Raw genomic sequence first — 17,083 nt, 5'->3', positions numbered from 1 at the left:
ACGGCGGCGAGCGCAGCGAGGAGAGGTCATGACCACCCATCCGGACCCGGCCCTGCGGGAGACGCCGGCCGACTTCCCGGCCGACTCCGCAGGGCAGCGTACGGCCGCCGTGCTGCCGCAGGCCGGCCCGGTCGACGGCTGGGCCCCGGGCGTGGACACCGTGCCCCGGGCCGCCGGCACGCCGGACGAACTCCAGCCGTACGCGGAGCTCGGCCTCCGCGACGACGAGTACGACCGGATCCGGCACATCCTGGGCCGCCGGCCCACCCAGGCCGAGCTGGCCATGTACTCGATCATGTGGAGCGAGCACTGCTCCTACAAGTCGAGCAAGGTGCACCTGCGCCAGTTCGCGGAGAAGGCGCCGCAGAGCGACCGGATGCTCGCCGGCATCGGCGAGAACGCCGGTGTGGTGCGGGTCTCCGACGACCTGGCCGTGACCTTCAAGGTCGAGTCGCACAACCACCCGAGCTTCGTCGAGCCGTACCAGGGCGCGGCCACCGGTGTCGGCGGCATCGTCCGGGACATCCTCGCCATGGGCGCCCGCCCGGTGGCGGTGATGGACCCGCTGCGGTTCGGTGCGGCCGACCACCCGGACACCGCCCGGGTGCTGCCCGGCGTGGTCGCCGGCATCGGCGGCTACGGCAACTGCCTCGGCCTGCCGAACATCGGTGGCGAGGTGGTCTTCGACCCCTGCTACCAGGGCAACCCCCTGGTCAACGCGCTCTGCCTCGGCGTGCTGCCGGTCGACCGGCTGCAGAAGAAGGAGGCCGCCGGCCCCGGCAACGTCGTGGTGCTGATGGGCGCCAAGACCGGCCGGGACGGCATCGGCGGCGTGTCGGTGCTGGCCAGCGCCACCTTCGACGACGAGAGCCAGCAGCGCCGCCCCTCCGTGCAGGTCGGTGACCCGTTCATGGAGAAGCTGCTCATCGAGGCGTGCCTGGAGCTGTACGACGCCGAGCTGGTCGTCGGCATCCAGGACCTCGGCGGTGCCGGCCTGACCTGCGCGCTCACCGAGACCGCCGCGGCGGCCGGCACCGGCATGCGGGTCTGGCTGGAGCGGGTGCCGCTGCGCGAGCCCTCGATGGAGCCGCACGAGATCCTGGCCAGCGAGTCGCAGGAGCGGATGCTGCTGGTCGTCGCCCCCGAGAAGCTGGAGGCGGTGCTCAAGATCGCCGAGAAGTGGGGCGTCTGGGCCACCGCCATCGGCGAGGTGACCCCGCCGGACGCCGACGGGCAGCCGGGCCGGTTGGTCATCACCTGGCGCGACCAGCTCGTGGTGGACGTGCCGCCGGGCTCGCTGGTCGACGACGGCCCGGTCTACGCCCGCCCGATGCGCGAGCCGGCCGACCTGATCCTGCTGCAGGCCGACCGGGCGGAGACGCTGCCCCGGCCGAGCACCCCGGAGGCGCTCCGGGAGACCGTGCTGCGCATGATCGCGTCGCCGAACCTGGCCGACAAGACCTGGGTCACCGAGCAGTACGACCGGTACGTGCTGGGCAACACCGTGCTCGCCCAGCCGGAGGACTCCGGCGTGGTCCGGATCGACGAGCGGACCGGCCTGGGCGTCGCCCTCTCCGTCGACGGCAACGGCCGGTACGCGCGCCTCGACCCGTACCAGGGGGCGAAGCTCGCCCTGGCCGAGGCGTACCGGAACGTGGCGGTGACCGGCGCGAAGCCGATCGCCGTCACCGACTGCCTCAACTTCGGCTCTCCAGAGGATCCGGGCGTGATGTGGCAGTTCGCCGAGGCCGTCCGCGGCCTGGCGGACGGCTGTCTCGAGCTGGGCATCCCGGTGACCGGCGGCAACGTCAGCTTCTACAACCAGACCGGCGCGGCGGCCATCCACCCGACCCCGGTGGTCGGTGTGCTGGGCGTGCTGGACAACGTCGCCGACCGGGTGCCGATGGGCTTCCTGCCCCGCGCGGGTGGCGACCACGACCAGCTCTTCCTGCTCGGCGAGACGCACGTCGAGCTCTCCGGCTCGGAGTGGGCCTGGGTGACCCACGAGCACCTGGGCGGCATCCCGCCGCAGGTGGATCTGGCCCGCGAGCGGCAGCTCGCCGAGCTGATGGCGGCCGCCGCCCGGGTGGGGCACCTCAGCTCCGCGCACGACCTCTCCGAGGGCGGCCTCGCCCAGAGCCTGGTCGAGTCCTGCCTGCGGCGTGGCGTCGGCGCCCGGGTGGCGGTGCCGGAGCAGTTCGCCGACGGGTCGATGCCGTTCGTCTTCCTGTTCAGCGAGTCCGCCGGTCGCGCGCTGGTGTCGGTGCCACGCGGCCACGAGAAGGCGTTCACCGCCCTCTGCGCCGAGCACGGGGTGCCGTGGGAGTTCATCGGGGTCACCGACCCGGCCGGCGGTGCCCTGGAGGTGCGCGGCCAGTTCCGGATCGGTCTCGACGAGCTGCGTGCCGCGCACACCGCGACCCTGCCGCGCCTCTTCGGCGGCCCGGAGGCGGTCCCGCTGGGCGTCCCGGCCACCGCGGAGCAGCCGGTGGACGTCGAGGCCGACCTGGCTGACGGCGACCCGGCGGAGGCCGCGACCGACCCGGCGGAGCCGGTGGCCGACCCGGCGAAGGTCGTGGACGGTCCGGCAGAGGTCGTGGACGGCCCGGCGGAGGGTGCGGACGGTCCGGTGGAGGCGGCCCCCGACCCGGCCGAGGCCGGGTCGACGGGCTCCGCGACGGCTTCCGGTGACCCGGATCAGGCCCCCGCACCGGATCAGCGCTGAGGCCCTGGCCTTGGCGGTCTTCGCCCAGCCCGGTTCCGGCGCCCGGTTCGACTGGGGGCTGACCGGGGCGGCGGAACTTGGCCGGGTCTGTGCCGCCCTGGTGGTGGTGGACGTGCTCTCGTTCACCACCACCGTCGAGGTGGCGGTCGGCCGGGGCATGCGGGTGCACCCGTTCCCCTGGGGGGAGCAGGCGGCCGACTACGCCCGCCGGGTCGGTGCCGTGGCCGCGGTGGGCCGCCGGCAGATGACCCCGGAACACCCGTGGTCGCTCTCGCCGGCGGCGTTGCGGACCGCGCCGGTCGTCCCCGACCTGGTCCTGCCGTCCCCGAACGGCTCGGCGATCAGCGCTGCCGCGAGCGCCACCGGCGTGCCGCTGGTCGCGGCGTGCCTGCGCAACGCGCCGGCCGTCGGGCGCTGGCTGCGCGCGGAGGGGTACGGCTCGACCGACGCCCCGGTGGGCGTGGTGGCCGCCGGCGAACGCTGGCCGGACGGCTCACTGCGCCCCTGCGTGGAAGACCAGCTTGGCGCCGCCAGCGTGCTGGACGCCCTGTCCGGCGTGCCCGGTGGGCTCTCGGTGGAGGCGGCGATGGCGCTGGCCGCCCTGGCCAGCACGCCCGACGTGCCGGCGGCGGTGCGGGGCTGCGTCTCCGGCCGGGAACTCGCTGAGAGTGGCTTCGCGCAGGACGTGGAGGTAGCCGTCCAGGTGGGCGTCTCCGACGTGGTGCCGGTGCTGCGCCAGGGCTACTTCGCCGCCGCCTGACCCGGCTGTGCCCGCCCGGTTCGCCGCTGCCGCCACCCCCGGCTCCGCCACCGGTCGAGCGGGCCGATGCTTCGCCTGTCGGTGGCTATCGACCTGATGGCGTCGACGACTCACGTGATCATCGACTGGGGCTGGCCACGCCCGAGCCGATTCGGCCCGAGCCCCTTGAATCGTTTACGCCATCAGGTCTGTAGCGGGTTCGACAGGGGTCGTCTGCCGTGGCGGTCGCGGTGGAGGGGGCCAGGAGCCTGGATCGCGAGGCACGGCCCCGTTGTCCCTGCTGGATCGACGGGCCGACGTCCTGACCGGAGCGGGCCGCCGGGTCGACGATGCGAGGTGGCCGCCCGGATCATCCGGACGGCCACCGTCGATATTGGTCGGGGCGGGTAGCCCCGGCGATCAGTCGTCCAGCCAGTCGAGGCGGCGGCCACCGCGTTCCGGCGGGCCGTCGGGTCGCCCCCGACCGGCCTGGGCCGGGTCACCGTAGTAGCCGCCCTGGTCGTAGCCCTGGTTGTCGTAGCCACCGGTGCGCTGCTGAGGCGGCTGCTCCTGGCCGTAACCGCCCTGCTGGCCGTAGCCGCCCTGCTGGGGCTGGCCGTAGCCGTCGCCACCGCCATAGCCGCCCTGCTGGGGCTGTCCGTAGCCGTCGTAGCCCCGCTGCTGGCCGCCGTCGTAGCCCTGCTGGCGGCTGTCGTAGCCACCCGACGGCCCGTTGTCGTAACCGCCGGCGGGGGCGCCGTAGCCGCCGCCCGCACCGTAGCCACCGCCCGCACCGTAGCCGCCGCCCTGCTCCGGGCCGCGGCCGTACTGGTCCTGGCCCGCCGGCTGGTCGTAGCCCCGGCCCTCGTCCGGCTGGTAGGTGCTGGTGGGGTACGGGTCGGCCGGCGGCGCGTACTGGGTGCTGTCACCGGTGTAGCGACCGGTGGGCTCGTCGTAGCGGTCGTTGCCGTAGCCACCGCCCTGAGCGGGCGGGTAGCCGCCGGCGCCCGCCGCGCCGTAGTCCCGGTTGTCGTAGCCGCCGCCCGAGGAGGGCGCGTTGCCGTAGCCGGCGCCGGAGGAGGGGGTGTTGCCGTAGCCGGCGCCGGAGGAGGGCGCGTTGCCGTAGCCGGCGCCGTAGCCGCCGCCCGGGCCGGGTGCCTCGTCGCCGTAGCCGTAGCCGCCCTGTGCGCCGCCGTACGCGGGGCCGGGCGGCGCGCCGTACGGGTCCGGCGGGACGTCGTCCACGACCGGGCGGTGCATCATGGTCGGCGCGTCGCTGAGCGAGGTACCACCGACCATCGTCGGCGCGGCCCCGGCACCCATGCCGTTCACCACCCGGGTCTGGTCGTCCACGCCCCGGTAACCGCCTCGGGCGACCGGCACCGCGCCCGCCGCCGCGGCCCCACCCGGGCCGGACCCGTCGTCCCCGTCGACGTCGTCGCCCTCGTTCTTGCGCCGCATGTAGAGCAGCACGATGGTGCCCACGCCCACGGCGACGAAGAGGCCGCCGAGCAGGATCAGCAGCCCGTTGCCGAAGCCGCCCGAATCCTGGTTGCCGGTGGGCTGCTGGGCGGCGGGGGCCGCCTCGGTGGCCGCCTCCTCGGTGGCCGCCTCGGTGGCCTCCTCGGTCGGCAGCGGCTCCTCGCTGGCCGACGGCGTGGCGCTCGGACTCGCCGAGGCCTGGAGCCGGAGGCTGATCCGCTTGCCGGTCACGCTCTCGCCGGCCGCGGCGTTGAACGACACGGTGCCCGGCGTGCCGTCCTTGCTGGCACCAAGATCGATCGGGCCGGGCGCGATCGGGTTCGACTTTGAGCCGGCGAAGCGGAAGTTGCCACTGCTGTCGCTCTTGGCCTCGTACGTCCGGTTCTGGCTGTCCCGGAGCATGACCAGGGCGCCCGAGACCGGCTCGTTGGTGGACGCGACGACCACCTTGCCGGAGACCGACTTGACCGTCTGCGTTTCCGGCGCCTTGGCAACCAGCGTGACGGTCGTTGAGCCTTCCTGCCTCTGCTTCAGGGGCCCGGTTGCCTCGGTGGCCGTGACCGTGATCTGAGCAGAACCGTTCGCTGCGTCGTCCGCGAGCTTGAAGACGGCGTCGTAGGTGCCACTCGCGGTGACCCTGCCCCGGTTGCACTTGTCGATACAGGTCAACTTCGGGTTGCTCGAAGACAGGCTGATGTCGGCCGCCTGGTCAGTGTCATCGAAGGTGAGGGTGTAGCTGATCTTCGTGGTTTTGCCTGCTTCAACCGTGCTGGGCGAGGCGGAGACGTCAGAGACGCCAGGCGGAGCCGCGAGGGCAGGTGTGGCGGGGACGGTGAGCAGGGCGCCGACGACCAGCGCCACGACCACACCCGCCCGTCGCTTCCAGGCACGTCGGTGTGTTGACACGTCCACCGCCTTCCGGGTCTGACCTCCCCGTCCGGCCGGCGCCGGGCCGAGGAATGATCACTCACGGTACGAATACGCCGTCGGCAACTATGCCTTGTCTGACTGGAACATCTCTACCCAGGGCCGGCGTCGACCGAATTGCTGTCGGATCGTATCGTCCCGTCGTGTCCTCTCCGCACTCCAAGTCGGCCGCGATCGCGGCGGCGTTGACGGCGCTGGATGAGGGGCGTACACCCGAACGGCCGGTGTTCCGGGAGGCGGTACGTGCCCTCTTGGTTGTCCTCGCGGAGCGCGCCCCCGGCCGATCGGTGGAGGTGCGGGTCCCACCCTACGGTGCCGTCCAGTGCGTGGCCGGGCCGCGACACACCAGAGGAACACCACCAAACGTGGTGGAAATGGACCCAACCACCTGGCTGGCACTGGCCACCGGGCGCCTGGGCTGGGCGGAGGCGGTCACCCAGGGTCGCGTACGGGTGAGCGGGGTGCGCGCGGACCTCTCCCCGCACCTGCCGCTCTAGCTGGGCGGGTGCCCGGCTGAGTTACTGTTTGCAGGCAGATCGTGACTGTCGGTGTCAACTCGTGTTCGCGTACACTGTCAGGCGACGACGGTCCCGGCTGTACGCGCGGAGCTGCCCCCCGACTCCGCCAGCCCGGTCCAGACCAGCGAGGGAGCGGCAGGTGCCCCGAGGCGATGGCCGGCTGAGCCACGACCTTGACCCCCAGCGACCCGGCCCGCAGGACGCGTGCGGCGTCTTCGGCGTCTGGGCGCCCGGCGAAGAGGTCGCCAACCTGACCTACTTCGGGCTCTACGCCCTCCAGCACCGCGGCCAGGAGGCCGCCGGGATCGCGGTGAGCGACGGCTCGAGCGTGGTGGTCTTCAAGGACCTCGGCCTGGTCGCCCAGGTCTTCGACGAGCCGACCCTGGCCAGCCTGCGCGGGCACGTCGCGATCGGCCACGCGCGCTACTCCACCACCGGCGGCTCGACCTGGGAGAACGCCCAGCCGACCATCCGGGCGACCAGTGCCGGCACCACGATCGCGCTGGCCCACAACGGCAATCTGGTCAACACCGCCGAGCTGCAACGCGAGGTGGCCGAGCGGGGCCTGGATTCCGACGGCTCGACCAACGACACCTCCCTGGTCACCATGCTGCTGGCCAGCCGGCCGGATCTTTCCGTCGAGGCGGCCGCGCTGGAGGTGCTGCCCCGGCTGCGCGGCGCCTTCAGCTTCGTCTTCATGGACGAGTCGACCCTCTACGCCGCCCGCGACCCGCACGGGGTGCGCCCGCTGGTGCTCGGCCGGCTGGAGCGCGGCTGGGTGGTGGCCAGCGAGACCGCCGCGCTGGACATCGTCGGTGCGAGCGTGGTCCGCGAGGTCGAGCCGGGCGAGCTGATCGCCATCGACGAGGACGGGCTGCGCTCCACCCGGTTCGCCGCCCCGGAGCCGAAGGGCTGCCTCTTCGAGTACGTGTACATCGCCCGCCCGGACGCCACCATCGCCGGGCGCAACGTGCACGCCGCCCGGGTCCAGATCGGCCGCCAGCTCGCCCGGGAGCACCCGGTTGAGGCCGATCTGGTGATCCCGGTGCCCGAGTCCGGCACCCCGGCCGCGATCGGGTACGCCGAGGAGTCCGGCATCACCTACGGCCAGGGCCTGATGAAGAACCCGTACGTCGGGCGCACCTTCATCCAGCCGTCCCAGACCCTGCGTCAGCTCGGCATCCGGCTCAAGTTGAACCCGCTGCGGGAGAACGTCCGGGGCAAGCGCCTGGTCGTGGTGGACGACTCGATCGTCCGCGGCAACACCCAACGGGCCATCGTGCGGATGCTGCGCGAGGCCGGCGCCCTGGAGGTCCACGTCCGGATCTCCTCTCCGCCGGTCAGCTGGCCCTGCTTCTACGGCATCGACTTCGCGACCCGGGCGGAGCTGCTGGCCAACGGGCTGGACAACGAGGGCATCCGGCGGTCCATCGGGGCCGACACACTGGGTTACGTCTCGCTGTCCGGTCTCATCGCCGCGACCGAGCAGCCGAAGTCCCGGCTCTGCCGGGCGTGCTTCGACGGGGAGTACCCGATCGAGCTGCCGGCCGGGCACCTGATCGGCAAGCACGTCCTCGAAGGGGTGGGCCGCCGGGTCGCCGCCGAGGCGTCCCCCGAGGCCACCGTCGACGACAACACCACCGCACTCAACGACAGCTTCAGCTCGGCGCGCGTCGGCCTGAAGCCGTCGGCCGCTAGCCATCGCCCATAGCGCCACCGACGCGGGCCCGGCCACACCGGGCCGGTCCCGCGAGAAACACAAAGGGGAGAACCGTGACGCACGTGTCCGAGCGCAGCGGCGCAGGAACCAGCCCGACGGGCGCCGGCGGCGACCGCCAGCCCTGGACGGCCGGCACCGGCCGTACGACACGCAAACGTTCGGTCTCGTACGCCGACGCCGGGGTGTCGATCGAGGCGGGCGACCGGGCGGTCGAGCTGCTGAAGTCCAAGGTCAAGCAGACCCGGCGCCCGGAGGTGATGGGTGACCTGGGCGGCTTCGCCGGCCTGTTCCGGCTGGACACGCAGAAGTACAAGAACCCGATTCTCGCCTCCTCCACCGACGGTGTGGGCACCAAGCTGGTGATCGCCCAGCAGCTCGACATCCACGACACGGTCGGCATCGACCTGGTCGCGATGGTGGTCGACGACCTGGTCGCCTGCGGCGCGGAGCCGCTCTTCCTGCTCGACTACATCGCCACCGGCGAGGTGGTGCCGGACAAGGTCGCCGAGATCGGCGCGGGCATCGCCGACGGCTGCCGGTACGCGGGCTGCGCGTTGCTCGGTGGTGAGACCGCGGAGCACCCGGGCGTGCTGCGCCCGGACGAGTACGACATCTCGGCCACCGGCGTCGGCGTGGTGGAGGAGAGCGAGATCCTCAGCTCGGAGCGGGTCGAGGTGGGCGACGTCGTGATCGCGATGCGCTCCTCCGGCCTGCACTCCAACGGCTACTCCCTGGTCCGGCACGTGCTGCTCGGCGCCGGCCGGATGCGGCTGGACGTGGTGATCGACGACTTCGGCCGGCAGCGGACCCTCGGCGAGGAGCTGCTCACCCCGACCAAGATCTACGCGCAGGACTGCCTCAAGCTGATCGCCGAGGCCGAGGTGCGGGCGTTCGCCCATGTCACCGGCGGTGGCATCCCGGGCAACCTGGTCCGGGTCCTGCCGGAGCACGTCGACGCGGTGGTCAACCGCTCCACCTGGAAGCCGCAGCCGGTCTTCGACCTGATCCAGTCCAAGGGCCGGATCGAGGACCCGGAGATGGAGGCGACGTTCAACATGGGCGTCGGCATGTTCGCCATCGTCTCCGCCGAGGACGCCGACCGCGCGCTGGCCACCCTGACCGGCCGTGGTGTGGACGCCTGGCAGGCCGGCGAGATCATCGAGGGTTCCGGCAACGTGCAGATGATCGGTCACCACACCCGGGGTTGATCGCTGCCTGGTGATCGGCCAAGCACCTGATCGGGGGTTCACCCGAGTGGCCGCCGCCGCCTAGCCTGAAGGGCACTTCGGCTGACGGGGGAGGGTTGATGGCCGCTCGTACGCACACCGGGATGCGGGGCATCGCCGCCGTCCCGTCGTACGTGGTGATGCAGCCGACCACGCTCTGCAACCTCGACTGCGCCTACTGCTACCTGCCGATGCGGGCGGTGGACCGGCGGATGCCGGTCGCGGTCGCCGAGGCGGTGGCCACGTCGGTGAACCCGTGGGCGGCGGCGGGACGCTTCTCCGTCGTCTGGCACGGCGGGGAGCCCCTCGCGGCCGGCCGGGAGCACCTGGCGGCCCTGCTCGCCCCGTTCGAGCCCGAGGTGGAGCACCACGTCCAGACCAACGCCACGCTGATCGACGATGCCTGGTGCGAGTTCTTCGCCGAGCACGGCGTCCGGGTCAGCGTCAGCGTGGACGGGCCGCGGGAGCGCAACGCGGAGCGGGTCACCCGGGGCGGCCGGCCCGCGTACGACCGGATCCTGGCCGGGGTGGCGGCGCTGCGCCGGCACGGGCTGCCCTTCTCGGCTCTCGCGGTGGTGTCCCGGCCCGGCCCCGGCCTCGCCACCGAGCTGTACGACTACTTCCTCGACCTCGGCTGCGACGTGCTCGGCATCAACATCGAGGAGACCGAGGGGGTGAACACCCGGAGCAACGCCCGGGACGCCGCCGCGGTGACCGGATTCTGGGCGGAGCTGGTCGGCGCGTGGCGCCGGAATCCGCGGATCCACCTGCGTGAGGTGGAGTGGTCCCTGCGGTACGCCGGGGCCGTCCTGGCCGGCGCGGCGGACGAGCTGCTGCCCCGTCAGCTCGACCCGATCCCCACCGTTGCCCACGACGGTTCGGTGGTCGTGCTCTCCCCGGAGCTGGCCGGCTTCACCGATCCCCGGTACGGCGACTTCGGCAGCGGCAACGTGCTGACCACGCCGCTGGCTGAGATCCTGGCCGGCGTGGGGCGGACCCCCTGGGTGACGGACTTCCTTGCCGGTGTCGAGGCGTGCCGGTCGTCCTGCCCGTACTTCGGCTTCTGCGGTGGTGGCCACGCCGCCAACCGCTACTTCGAGCAGGGCCGCTTCGACGGTACGGAGACCGAGCACTGCCGCAACAGCAAGATCCGCCTACTGGAGGGAGTGTTGGAGCATGCCCGAGGACACCAGTCACCGGCAGCCTGAGCGCGTCGGGAGAGCTGACCCGGACCCGGTCGTCGAGCGGGTGCGGGAAGCCGCCGTGGGGTTGACCGCACTGCTCCACGAGGCCGAGGCCGCGCGGCTGCTGCGGGCGGAGGTGTCGGGTGGCGACGGGGCCAGCGCGGTGTGCGCGTGGAACCACTTCGAGAACATCCCGACGTTCTACAACTGGAACAACCGCCCCCGTTGAGGGTGCGACTCCGCGATCAAGGACCTGCCGCCGCATAGGGGCGTCCCGGTGCGGCAGGTCCTTGATCGTCGGTCGTACGCCGGCTTTCGCAGGGCACATGCGTGAGCACGCGGGGCCTACCCGCGTGCTCAGATGTGACCGGAGGTCAGCGGGTCGGACGAACCCAGGTGTCCGGGTCCTCGTCCGCGTGGTCCTCGTCATCGTCGTCGACATACTCTTTGTAGTCGTCGTCGAAGTCGCGGTTCGACTTTCCGCTGCCGCCGAGTTCTCGCTGCAAGGCGGCGAGGTCGGTGTTCGGGGAGTGGTACTTCAACTCCCGCGCCACCTTTGTCTGCTTGGCCTTAGCACGGCCGCGCCCCATGGCTCGACCCCCTCGCACAGAATGCGGGGCAGCCCGAAGGCGGGCCCCGATGACGTCAGGCATCTCTCGTGGCTCTTACGGTACATGGGGATGCCACCGTTCGGCACCTCGGGTTACCGTCTGCCGGCCCTGCGCGTCGCAGTTATCCGGCCGTCACAAAGTGTACCGGGTAAGGAGCGACCCCCGGGGTCGGCCGTGACAGCGGTCAAACCGGGCCTAAATGCCCCAATTTCCAGCGTAACGGCAATCGGGCTGCCGTCAGGCGTCGGGGGCGGAGCCGGTGGCCCGCCCCCGACGTGACGTTCATCGCACCCGGATGGTGCGGAGCCGGCCGACGTCGGCCATCCGCCGCTCGGCGAGCCGGTCCGCGGCCACCGCGGGCGGCACGCCCTCGTCGTCGGCGAGCCGCAGGATCTCCCGCGTGGTGTCGTAGATCCGGGTGGCCCGCAGCTTGGCCCGCTCGAAGTTGAAGCCCTCGATCTCGTCGGCGACCTGGATCACGCCGCCGGCGTTCACCACGTAGTCGGGGGCGTAGAGGATGCCCCGGTCGGCGAGCATCTTCTCGATGCCCGGGTGGGCGAGCTGGTTGTTCGCCGCACCGGCGACCACCTTGGCCCGCAGCACCGGCACGGTGTCGTCGTTCAGGGCGCCGCCCAGCGCGCACGGCGCGTACACGTCGATGTCGGAGGCGACCAGCGCGGCAGTCTCGTCGACCAGCTCGACCTGCGGGTGGGTCGTGCGTACCCACTCCAGGGCCTTCGGGTTGACGTCGGTGGCGACCACCTCGGCCCCGTCGCCCAGCAGGTGGCCGGTGAGGTACTTGCCGACCTTGCCCAGGCCGGCCACGCCGACCCGCCGGCCGGCCAGCGACGGGGTGCCCCAGACGTGCTCGGCGGCGGCCCGCATGCCCTGGAAGACGCCCCACGCGGTGAGGACCGAGGAGTCGCCGGCACCACCGTGCTCCACGCTGCGGCCGGTGACGTAGCGCGTCTCCCGGGCGATCATGTCCATGTCGGCGACGTAGGTGCCGACGTCGCAGGCGGTGTAGTAGCGCCCGCCCAGGGTCTCGACGAAACGGCCGTACGCGCGCAGCAGCGGCTCGCTCTTGATCTGCTCCGGGTCGCCCCAGATGACCGCCTTGCCGCCACCGAGGTCGAGATTGGCCAGGGCGTTCTTGTACGCCATGCCACGGGAGAGATCGAGCACGTCGGCGAGAGCCTCTTCCTCGCTGGCGTACGGGTAGAACCGGGTACCGCCGAGCGCGGGGCCCAGCGCGGTGGAGTAGATCCCGATGATCGCCTTGAGGCCGGACTGCTTGTCCTGGCAGAACACGACCTGTTCGTGACCGGTGGATCCCGGGTCGTCGGTGGTGGCGAATACGCCCATGGCTGACTCCTGTTTCGGTGTGCGCCCTTGTGGGGCGCGGCCCTGGTGACACGCCGGCGGGATGCTGCCGGTGCTGCTGAGCCTAATATCGGCCGAAGCCGTACTGTCGCGCACGCCATGTCGGCACGCCACGCCGGCAACGTACGGGTCCCGACTCGTGGGAGGATCGCGCCGTGCCGTCGCTCTTCGCTTCTTACCTGCGCGTGTACGAGCCGCTGACCGCCTTCGATCGGGACCGCCAGTCGTTCTGGCGCCGCTACGTCAACGAGGGCCGGGCCGTCGCGCCGCTGGAGGGGCCGGTCCGGCAGCGGACCGCAGTGATCGAGGCGCTCGGCGCGGGCTGGACCCGGCTGCCGGACCTGCCGGACGAGGCGTACGTGCTGGAGACCGACGACTCCCTGCTGGTCTGCCCGTGGAACCTGCGGATCCGGGTGGCGGAGGCGGCGCTGAGCGCCCGGGACGGGGTGCCCTCGGTGCTGGCGGACGCGTTCGTCCCGCCGGTGCTGGCCGGCCAGGCCAAGGCGGTGGTGGAGGACTGGCGCAGCGGGGCGCGGGTGCTGGAGCACGGGGTGCCACGGGTGCACGAGCAGATCGCCACCTGGGGGGTGCCGCTGCGTTGGTTCGTGCTCTTCGACGCGCAGGAGCGGCACCTGGTCACCGAGCCGGACCGGCGGGCGCTGCGCTACCGGACCGAGATCTCGAAGGCCCGCCGCCGGTCGTCCCGGGCGCTGTCCGTGCTGCGCAAGACGGTCGGGGAGGCCCCGATCACCGAGGCGGTCGAGGAGGCCGCCCGGTGGCTGGAGGAGTTCCATCCGCGCTCGGTGGTCGAGCTGGACTACGGCGGCCTGGTGCAGTTGCTGCCGGACGAGACCCTGGCGGCCGACGACTCGACCGAGCTGGTCGCGACCGGGCTGGCCGGGCTCTCCCGGGGCGAGGCCGAGGAGGCCTCGGCGGCGTACGACAAGCTGGTCGCGCGGTGGCGGGCGGTGCAGTTGCTGGAGCGCTGCAACTAGCCCGAATTGTCCGATCGAGGCACCTTCAAGACGAAGGTGTCTCGTAGTTGACGCATCACGAACCGTGATCATGAGTCCGAATAAGGTACTTTCTGCCGCATAAAAGTCGTAAAAATCGGGCATGGTTCATCCGTCCGTCTAGGGACCTTCAGCCGTTCGGCCCATGTCGGACATCGGGGACTAGCCGGACCATGGGAGACGCGTCGGCCGGCGGGACCCCGGCCGATGTCTATACATGTGGAGGAGTGACCCCGATGGCATCGCGAACGCATGAACCAGAGCCGCTACTCACACCGGCCGAGGTGGCGTCGATGTTCCGTGTCGACCCGAAGACGGTGACCCGGTGGGCCAAGGCCGGCAAGCTCAGCGCCATCCGGACCTTGGGCGGCCACCGCCGTTACCGTGAGTCGGAGGTCCGGGCCCTGCTGCAGGGGCAGATCCCCCAGCAGCGTCAGGGGGACTGAGACCCGGACGTTTCTCAGGCGTTCCGATCAGGGGCGGCCGGTCGTACGCGACAGCGACGATCCGCCGCCCTTAGTCGTATCCGGGGTTCATTCGTCCAGCACGATCCGTAGCCCCACCGTGCCGGTCTCCCCCCGGCGCAGCCGGCTGCCCAGCAGGCTCAGCCGGCCGATCAACCGGTACTTCTGCTTGAGCAGCCCCCGGATCCGTCGGGTCCCGGCCAGATCGCAGATCGTCGCGTGCCCCGGCACCGCCTCGCCGTGCGGTCGCCCGCGGACGTCGCAGGGGGCCACCGTCACCCGGCCGTCCCGCCGGATCCGCTTGACCTTGCCGGTGTCCGCCGCGGTCCACACCGCCAGCGCTTCGCCGTCCCGCACCGCCCAGACCGGCGTCGGCACCGCCCGCCCGTCCTTGCGGAACGTGGTGAGCAGCACGTACTTCTCCGCCGCCAGGCGGTCCAGGTCGGTCACGCCGCCCAGGATATGACCGCGACAGCTCCGCCGAGCCCGGTTAGCGTGATCGGCGTGACCGGGGAGCCCACGATCGGCGACGTGTTCGGCGAGATGATCCGCGACGCGTACGCCGTCGCCACCGGCGTCGGACCCCGGCCGCTGGCCGGCGGGCGGCTGCCCCGGCCGGTCATCGAGATCATCGAGCGGGACGACGGGCTGATCAACGGCGCGCCCGCCGGGCACTACCTGGATCCGCCGGAGGCGTGGCAGCCGCACGACCACCGGGCCGTCGACCGGGTACGCGGGCACGTGCTGGACGTCGGCATCGGCGGTGGCCGGATCGCGCTGCACCTCCAGCAGCGCGGGGTGCCGGTCACCGGCCTGGACACCTCGGCCGGTGCGCTACGGGTCTGTCGCGCCCGGGGCGTACGCGACCTGGTGCACGGCACCGTCGACCAGCACACCGCCGACGGCCGGCGGTACGACACCTTCCTGCTGCTCGGCAACAACCTCGGCCTGATCGAGGGGCGGGACCGGGCACCCGGCTTCCTGGCCGCCCTCGCCGCGCTGGCCCGGCCCGGCGCGCAGGTGATCGCGCACGGCACCGACCCGTACGGCACCACCGATCCGGTGCACGTCAGCTACCACGAGCGCAACCGGCGGTGGGGCCGGCTCGGCGGCCAGCTCCGGCTGCGGCTGCGCTACCGGCTGCTCGGCACCGAGTGGTTCGACTATCTGGTCTGCTCGGCCGACGAACTGGCCGGGCTGGTCCACGGCTCGCCGTGGCGACTGGTCGACGTGGACGACCAGGATCACCCCTTCTACCTGGCAACGCTGCAGCTGGCCTGAGCGCGGGCCCGGAGCCCGCGGGTGTTTCGGCGGGTCGACACGGCGGATCGGGAACTGGATGAGCGCCCGGTGGAGAGAAGAGGTGACAGACCCGCCGAGCGAAAGGCTCATCCATGATGCGAACAGGCCTGACATGGCCGCCAACCTGACGCCCGTGGCCTCCGACGGAGCGCTCGACGACGCTGCGATCCTGCGCGCCTCCGGGGAGAATCCCGAACTCTTCGCCGTCCTCTACGACCGCTATGCGGAACAGCTCTTCCAGTACGCCCAACGTCGGCTCGGGCCCGATGCGGCGCAGGACGTGGTGGCCGAGACGTTCCTGGCGGCCTTCCGCCATCGCGCCCGTTACGACAGCGGAAGGCCGCTGGCCCGGCCGTGGCTCTTCGGCATCCTGATCAAGGAGATCGCCCGGCACCGCCGGAAGGAGCGCGCCTATCTGAAGGCCGTGGCGAGTGCGCCGCGCGAGGTGGTGGACGGGCCGGCGGAACGGGTGGTCGACGAGGTCGTGGCCTGGGCGAGCCGAGCCGGCGTTGCCGCCGCCCTGCTGGCCCTGTCGGCCCGGGAACGCGAGCTGTTGCTGCTCATCGCGTGGAGCGAGCTGAGCTACGAGGAGGCCGCCGAGGTGCTCGGCCTGCCGATCGGCACGGTCCGGTCGCGGCTGAGCCGCGCCCGGCAGAAGGTACGCCGGCAACTGGCCGAGGGCACCGGCACGAACGTTCGGAACGAGAGGTAGCCAACGGTGGACGAGATGACGATGATCAAGGATCTTGGCGAGGCCCTCGCTCCTGAACCGCACTCACCCAGCGGTCTGCGGCACCGCGTGCTGTCGTCGACCCGGTCAGGAACGGCCACGGTGGGACGGCGGCGCTGGCTGGGGCGGCGGGGCCTGGTGCCCGTGGCGGCTTTCGCGGCCGTCGTGCTCGCGGCCACGCTGGTGGCCTACGGCCGGGGCGGGCCGGTCGAGCCCGTCGATGCCTCCGCCGACGCGCCCCGCCTGCTCCTCGCCGCGGCGGAGACCGCGCTGGACGGCCCCGACCTGACCCCCCGACCCGACCAGTTCGTGTACGTCGAATCGGTCAGCTCGATGGTGGTGACCGAGTACACCGGCGGTCTGCGGGACAGGCTCCGGCTGACCGGGCGGCATCAGGAGTCTCATGAGCGGCAGGTGTGGTTGTCGGCGGACGGCACGCGTGACGGGCTGGTCCAGCTCCGACCCCGGGGCTCGGACGGAGCGTGGGAGGACCTGCCCGTGTCTGCGCCTGAGATGGCGCCGGCCGCTCCCGTCGGCCTGCCGACAGATGCGGCCGGCATGCGCGAGTACCTGTACCGCAACTCGCGCGGCGCGAACCCGCCCGACCAGCAGGCGTTCATCACCCTCGGTGACCTGATCAAGGAGTCCTACGTGCCACCGCGGGTTCTGGCGGCGGCGTTCCAGGCCGCCGCCGGAATTCCCGGTGTGGAGGTCGTACCGCACGTGGTCGATGCCGCCGGGCGGCCCGGCGTCGCGGTGGCCCGGGAGGACGACGGCCTCCGGGAAGAGCTGATCTTCGACGCGCGGACCTACCGGTTCCTGGGTGCGCGATCCATCGTGGTGGGCCGATTCGAGAACCAGCCCAGGGGGACCGTCCGGTACGCCAGCGCGGTGCTGCGGCTCTCGGTCGTGGACCGGATCGGCCAGCATCCGTAGCCGCGGAAGCCGGTCCAGCGACGGCGGCGGGCGCCGCTGCGTAGGTGGCTGCAGAGCAAAGGGCGGGTGGCCGGACCAGCGGCGGGCGCGCGGCGCGCGTCGGTGCCGCCGGCGGCGCCGCGG

16 protein-coding genes are annotated in these 17,083 nt (G+C 72.3%); 12 read left to right on the top strand and 4 right to left on the bottom strand.

What is annotated here, in order from left to right; genetic code table 11:
* Positions 1–28 precede the first annotated feature (28 nt).
* Positions 29–2,725 carry a phosphoribosylformylglycinamidine synthase subunit PurL gene (gene purL, locus ABZ570_RS12150; protein WP_358060975.1) on the top strand — a complete coding sequence of 899 codons (2,697 nt, stop codon included), beginning with the start codon at positions 29–31 and terminating at the stop codon, positions 2,723–2,725.
* A gap of 10 nt (positions 2,726–2,735) precedes the next feature.
* On the top strand, positions 2,736–3,485 hold the full coding sequence (locus ABZ570_RS12145) for a 2-phosphosulfolactate phosphatase (RefSeq protein ID WP_358061133.1): 750 nt from the start codon (positions 2,736–2,738) through the stop codon (positions 3,483–3,485).
* Positions 3,486–3,884: 399 nt separating this feature from the next.
* Here the strand turns inward: ABZ570_RS12145 and ABZ570_RS12140 are convergent, their stop codons facing one another.
* Positions 3,885–5,852: a carboxypeptidase regulatory-like domain-containing protein gene (locus ABZ570_RS12140; protein ID WP_358060972.1), complete on the bottom strand. Its 1,968-nt coding sequence runs from the start codon at positions 5,850–5,852 to the stop codon at positions 3,885–3,887.
* 194 nt (positions 5,853–6,046) lie between these two features.
* On the opposite strand from ABZ570_RS12140, the gene ABZ570_RS12135 reads away from it, so the two are divergent.
* The 5 genes from ABZ570_RS12135 to amcA all read left to right on the top strand — a co-directional run bounded on the left by ABZ570_RS12135 (position 6,047) and on the right by amcA (position 10,750).
* Positions 6,047–6,370: a sterol carrier family protein gene (locus ABZ570_RS12135; protein ID WP_358061130.1), complete on the top strand. Its 324-nt coding sequence runs from the start codon at positions 6,047–6,049 to the stop codon at positions 6,368–6,370.
* A gap of 160 nt (positions 6,371–6,530) precedes the next feature.
* The gene (purF, locus tag ABZ570_RS12130) at positions 6,531–8,102 is read left to right on the top strand and encodes an amidophosphoribosyltransferase (protein ID WP_358060969.1); all 1,572 of its coding nucleotides are present in this window, start codon (positions 6,531–6,533) and stop codon (positions 8,100–8,102) included.
* Positions 8,103–8,164: 62 nt separating this feature from the next.
* Complete coding sequence (purM, locus tag ABZ570_RS12125; RefSeq protein ID WP_358060966.1) at positions 8,165–9,319, top strand: phosphoribosylformylglycinamidine cyclo-ligase; 1,155 nt, start codon at positions 8,165–8,167, stop codon at positions 9,317–9,319.
* 122 nt (positions 9,320–9,441) lie between these two features.
* Positions 9,442–10,545, top strand: a complete 1,104-nt coding sequence (amcB, locus tag ABZ570_RS12120) for a cyclophane-forming radical SAM peptide maturase AmcB (RefSeq protein WP_358061127.1) — start codon at positions 9,442–9,444, stop codon at positions 10,543–10,545.
* Complete coding sequence (amcA, locus tag ABZ570_RS12115; protein ID WP_157744304.1) at positions 10,514–10,750, top strand: multiple cyclophane-containing RiPP AmcA; 237 nt, start codon at positions 10,514–10,516, stop codon at positions 10,748–10,750. Before amcB ends, amcA begins: the two co-directional genes overlap by 32 nt.
* Positions 10,751–10,895: 145 nt before the next feature.
* On the opposite strand, the gene ABZ570_RS12110 is transcribed toward amcA, so the two are convergent.
* A complete protein-coding gene (locus tag ABZ570_RS12110) occupies positions 10,896–11,111 on the bottom strand; it encodes a DUF3073 domain-containing protein (protein WP_089004553.1) in 216 nt (71 codons plus the stop codon).
* A gap of 303 nt (positions 11,112–11,414) precedes the next feature.
* Positions 11,415–12,497, bottom strand: coding sequence for a Glu/Leu/Phe/Val dehydrogenase dimerization domain-containing protein (locus ABZ570_RS12105; RefSeq protein ID WP_358060962.1), 1,083 nt, complete (start codon positions 12,495–12,497; stop codon positions 11,415–11,417).
* Positions 12,498–12,670: 173 nt separating this feature from the next.
* On the opposite strand from ABZ570_RS12105, the gene ABZ570_RS12100 reads away from it, so the two are divergent.
* Together ABZ570_RS12100 and ABZ570_RS12095 are read left to right on the top strand one after the other, a co-directional pair.
* The gene (locus ABZ570_RS12100; RefSeq protein ID WP_358060959.1) at positions 12,671–13,510 is read left to right on the top strand and encodes a hypothetical protein; all 840 of its coding nucleotides are present in this window, start codon (positions 12,671–12,673) and stop codon (positions 13,508–13,510) included.
* Between the two features lie 254 nt (positions 13,511–13,764).
* On the top strand, positions 13,765–13,974 hold the full coding sequence (locus ABZ570_RS12095; RefSeq protein ID WP_007073996.1) for a BldC family transcriptional regulator: 210 nt from the start codon (positions 13,765–13,767) through the stop codon (positions 13,972–13,974).
* 87 nt (positions 13,975–14,061) lie between these two features.
* Here the strand turns inward: ABZ570_RS12095 and ABZ570_RS12090 are convergent, their stop codons facing one another.
* Positions 14,062–14,442, bottom strand: a complete 381-nt coding sequence (locus ABZ570_RS12090) for a PPOX class F420-dependent oxidoreductase (RefSeq protein ID WP_358060956.1) — start codon at positions 14,440–14,442, stop codon at positions 14,062–14,064.
* Positions 14,443–14,496: 54 nt separating this feature from the next.
* On the opposite strand from ABZ570_RS12090, the gene ABZ570_RS12085 reads away from it, so the two are divergent.
* From ABZ570_RS12085 to ABZ570_RS12075, 3 genes are all read left to right on the top strand, one after another.
* Positions 14,497–15,273 (top strand): class I SAM-dependent methyltransferase, encoded by a 777-nt coding sequence (locus tag ABZ570_RS12085; protein WP_358060953.1) that lies wholly within the window; start codon positions 14,497–14,499, stop codon positions 15,271–15,273.
* Between the two features lie 154 nt (positions 15,274–15,427).
* On the top strand, positions 15,428–16,006 hold the full coding sequence (locus tag ABZ570_RS12080) for an RNA polymerase sigma factor (RefSeq protein ID WP_358060951.1): 579 nt from the start codon (positions 15,428–15,430) through the stop codon (positions 16,004–16,006).
* A gap of 15 nt (positions 16,007–16,021) precedes the next feature.
* The gene (locus tag ABZ570_RS12075; RefSeq protein WP_358061124.1) at positions 16,022–16,960 is read left to right on the top strand and encodes a CU044_5270 family protein; all 939 of its coding nucleotides are present in this window, start codon (positions 16,022–16,024) and stop codon (positions 16,958–16,960) included.
* Positions 16,961–17,083 lie beyond the last annotated feature (123 nt).

Source organism: Micromonospora sp. NPDC007271 (assembly GCF_040634005.1).
GTDB lineage: Bacteria > Actinomycetota > Actinomycetes > Mycobacteriales > Micromonosporaceae > Micromonospora.
This window is presented reverse-complemented; position numbering and strand designations above follow the sequence as displayed.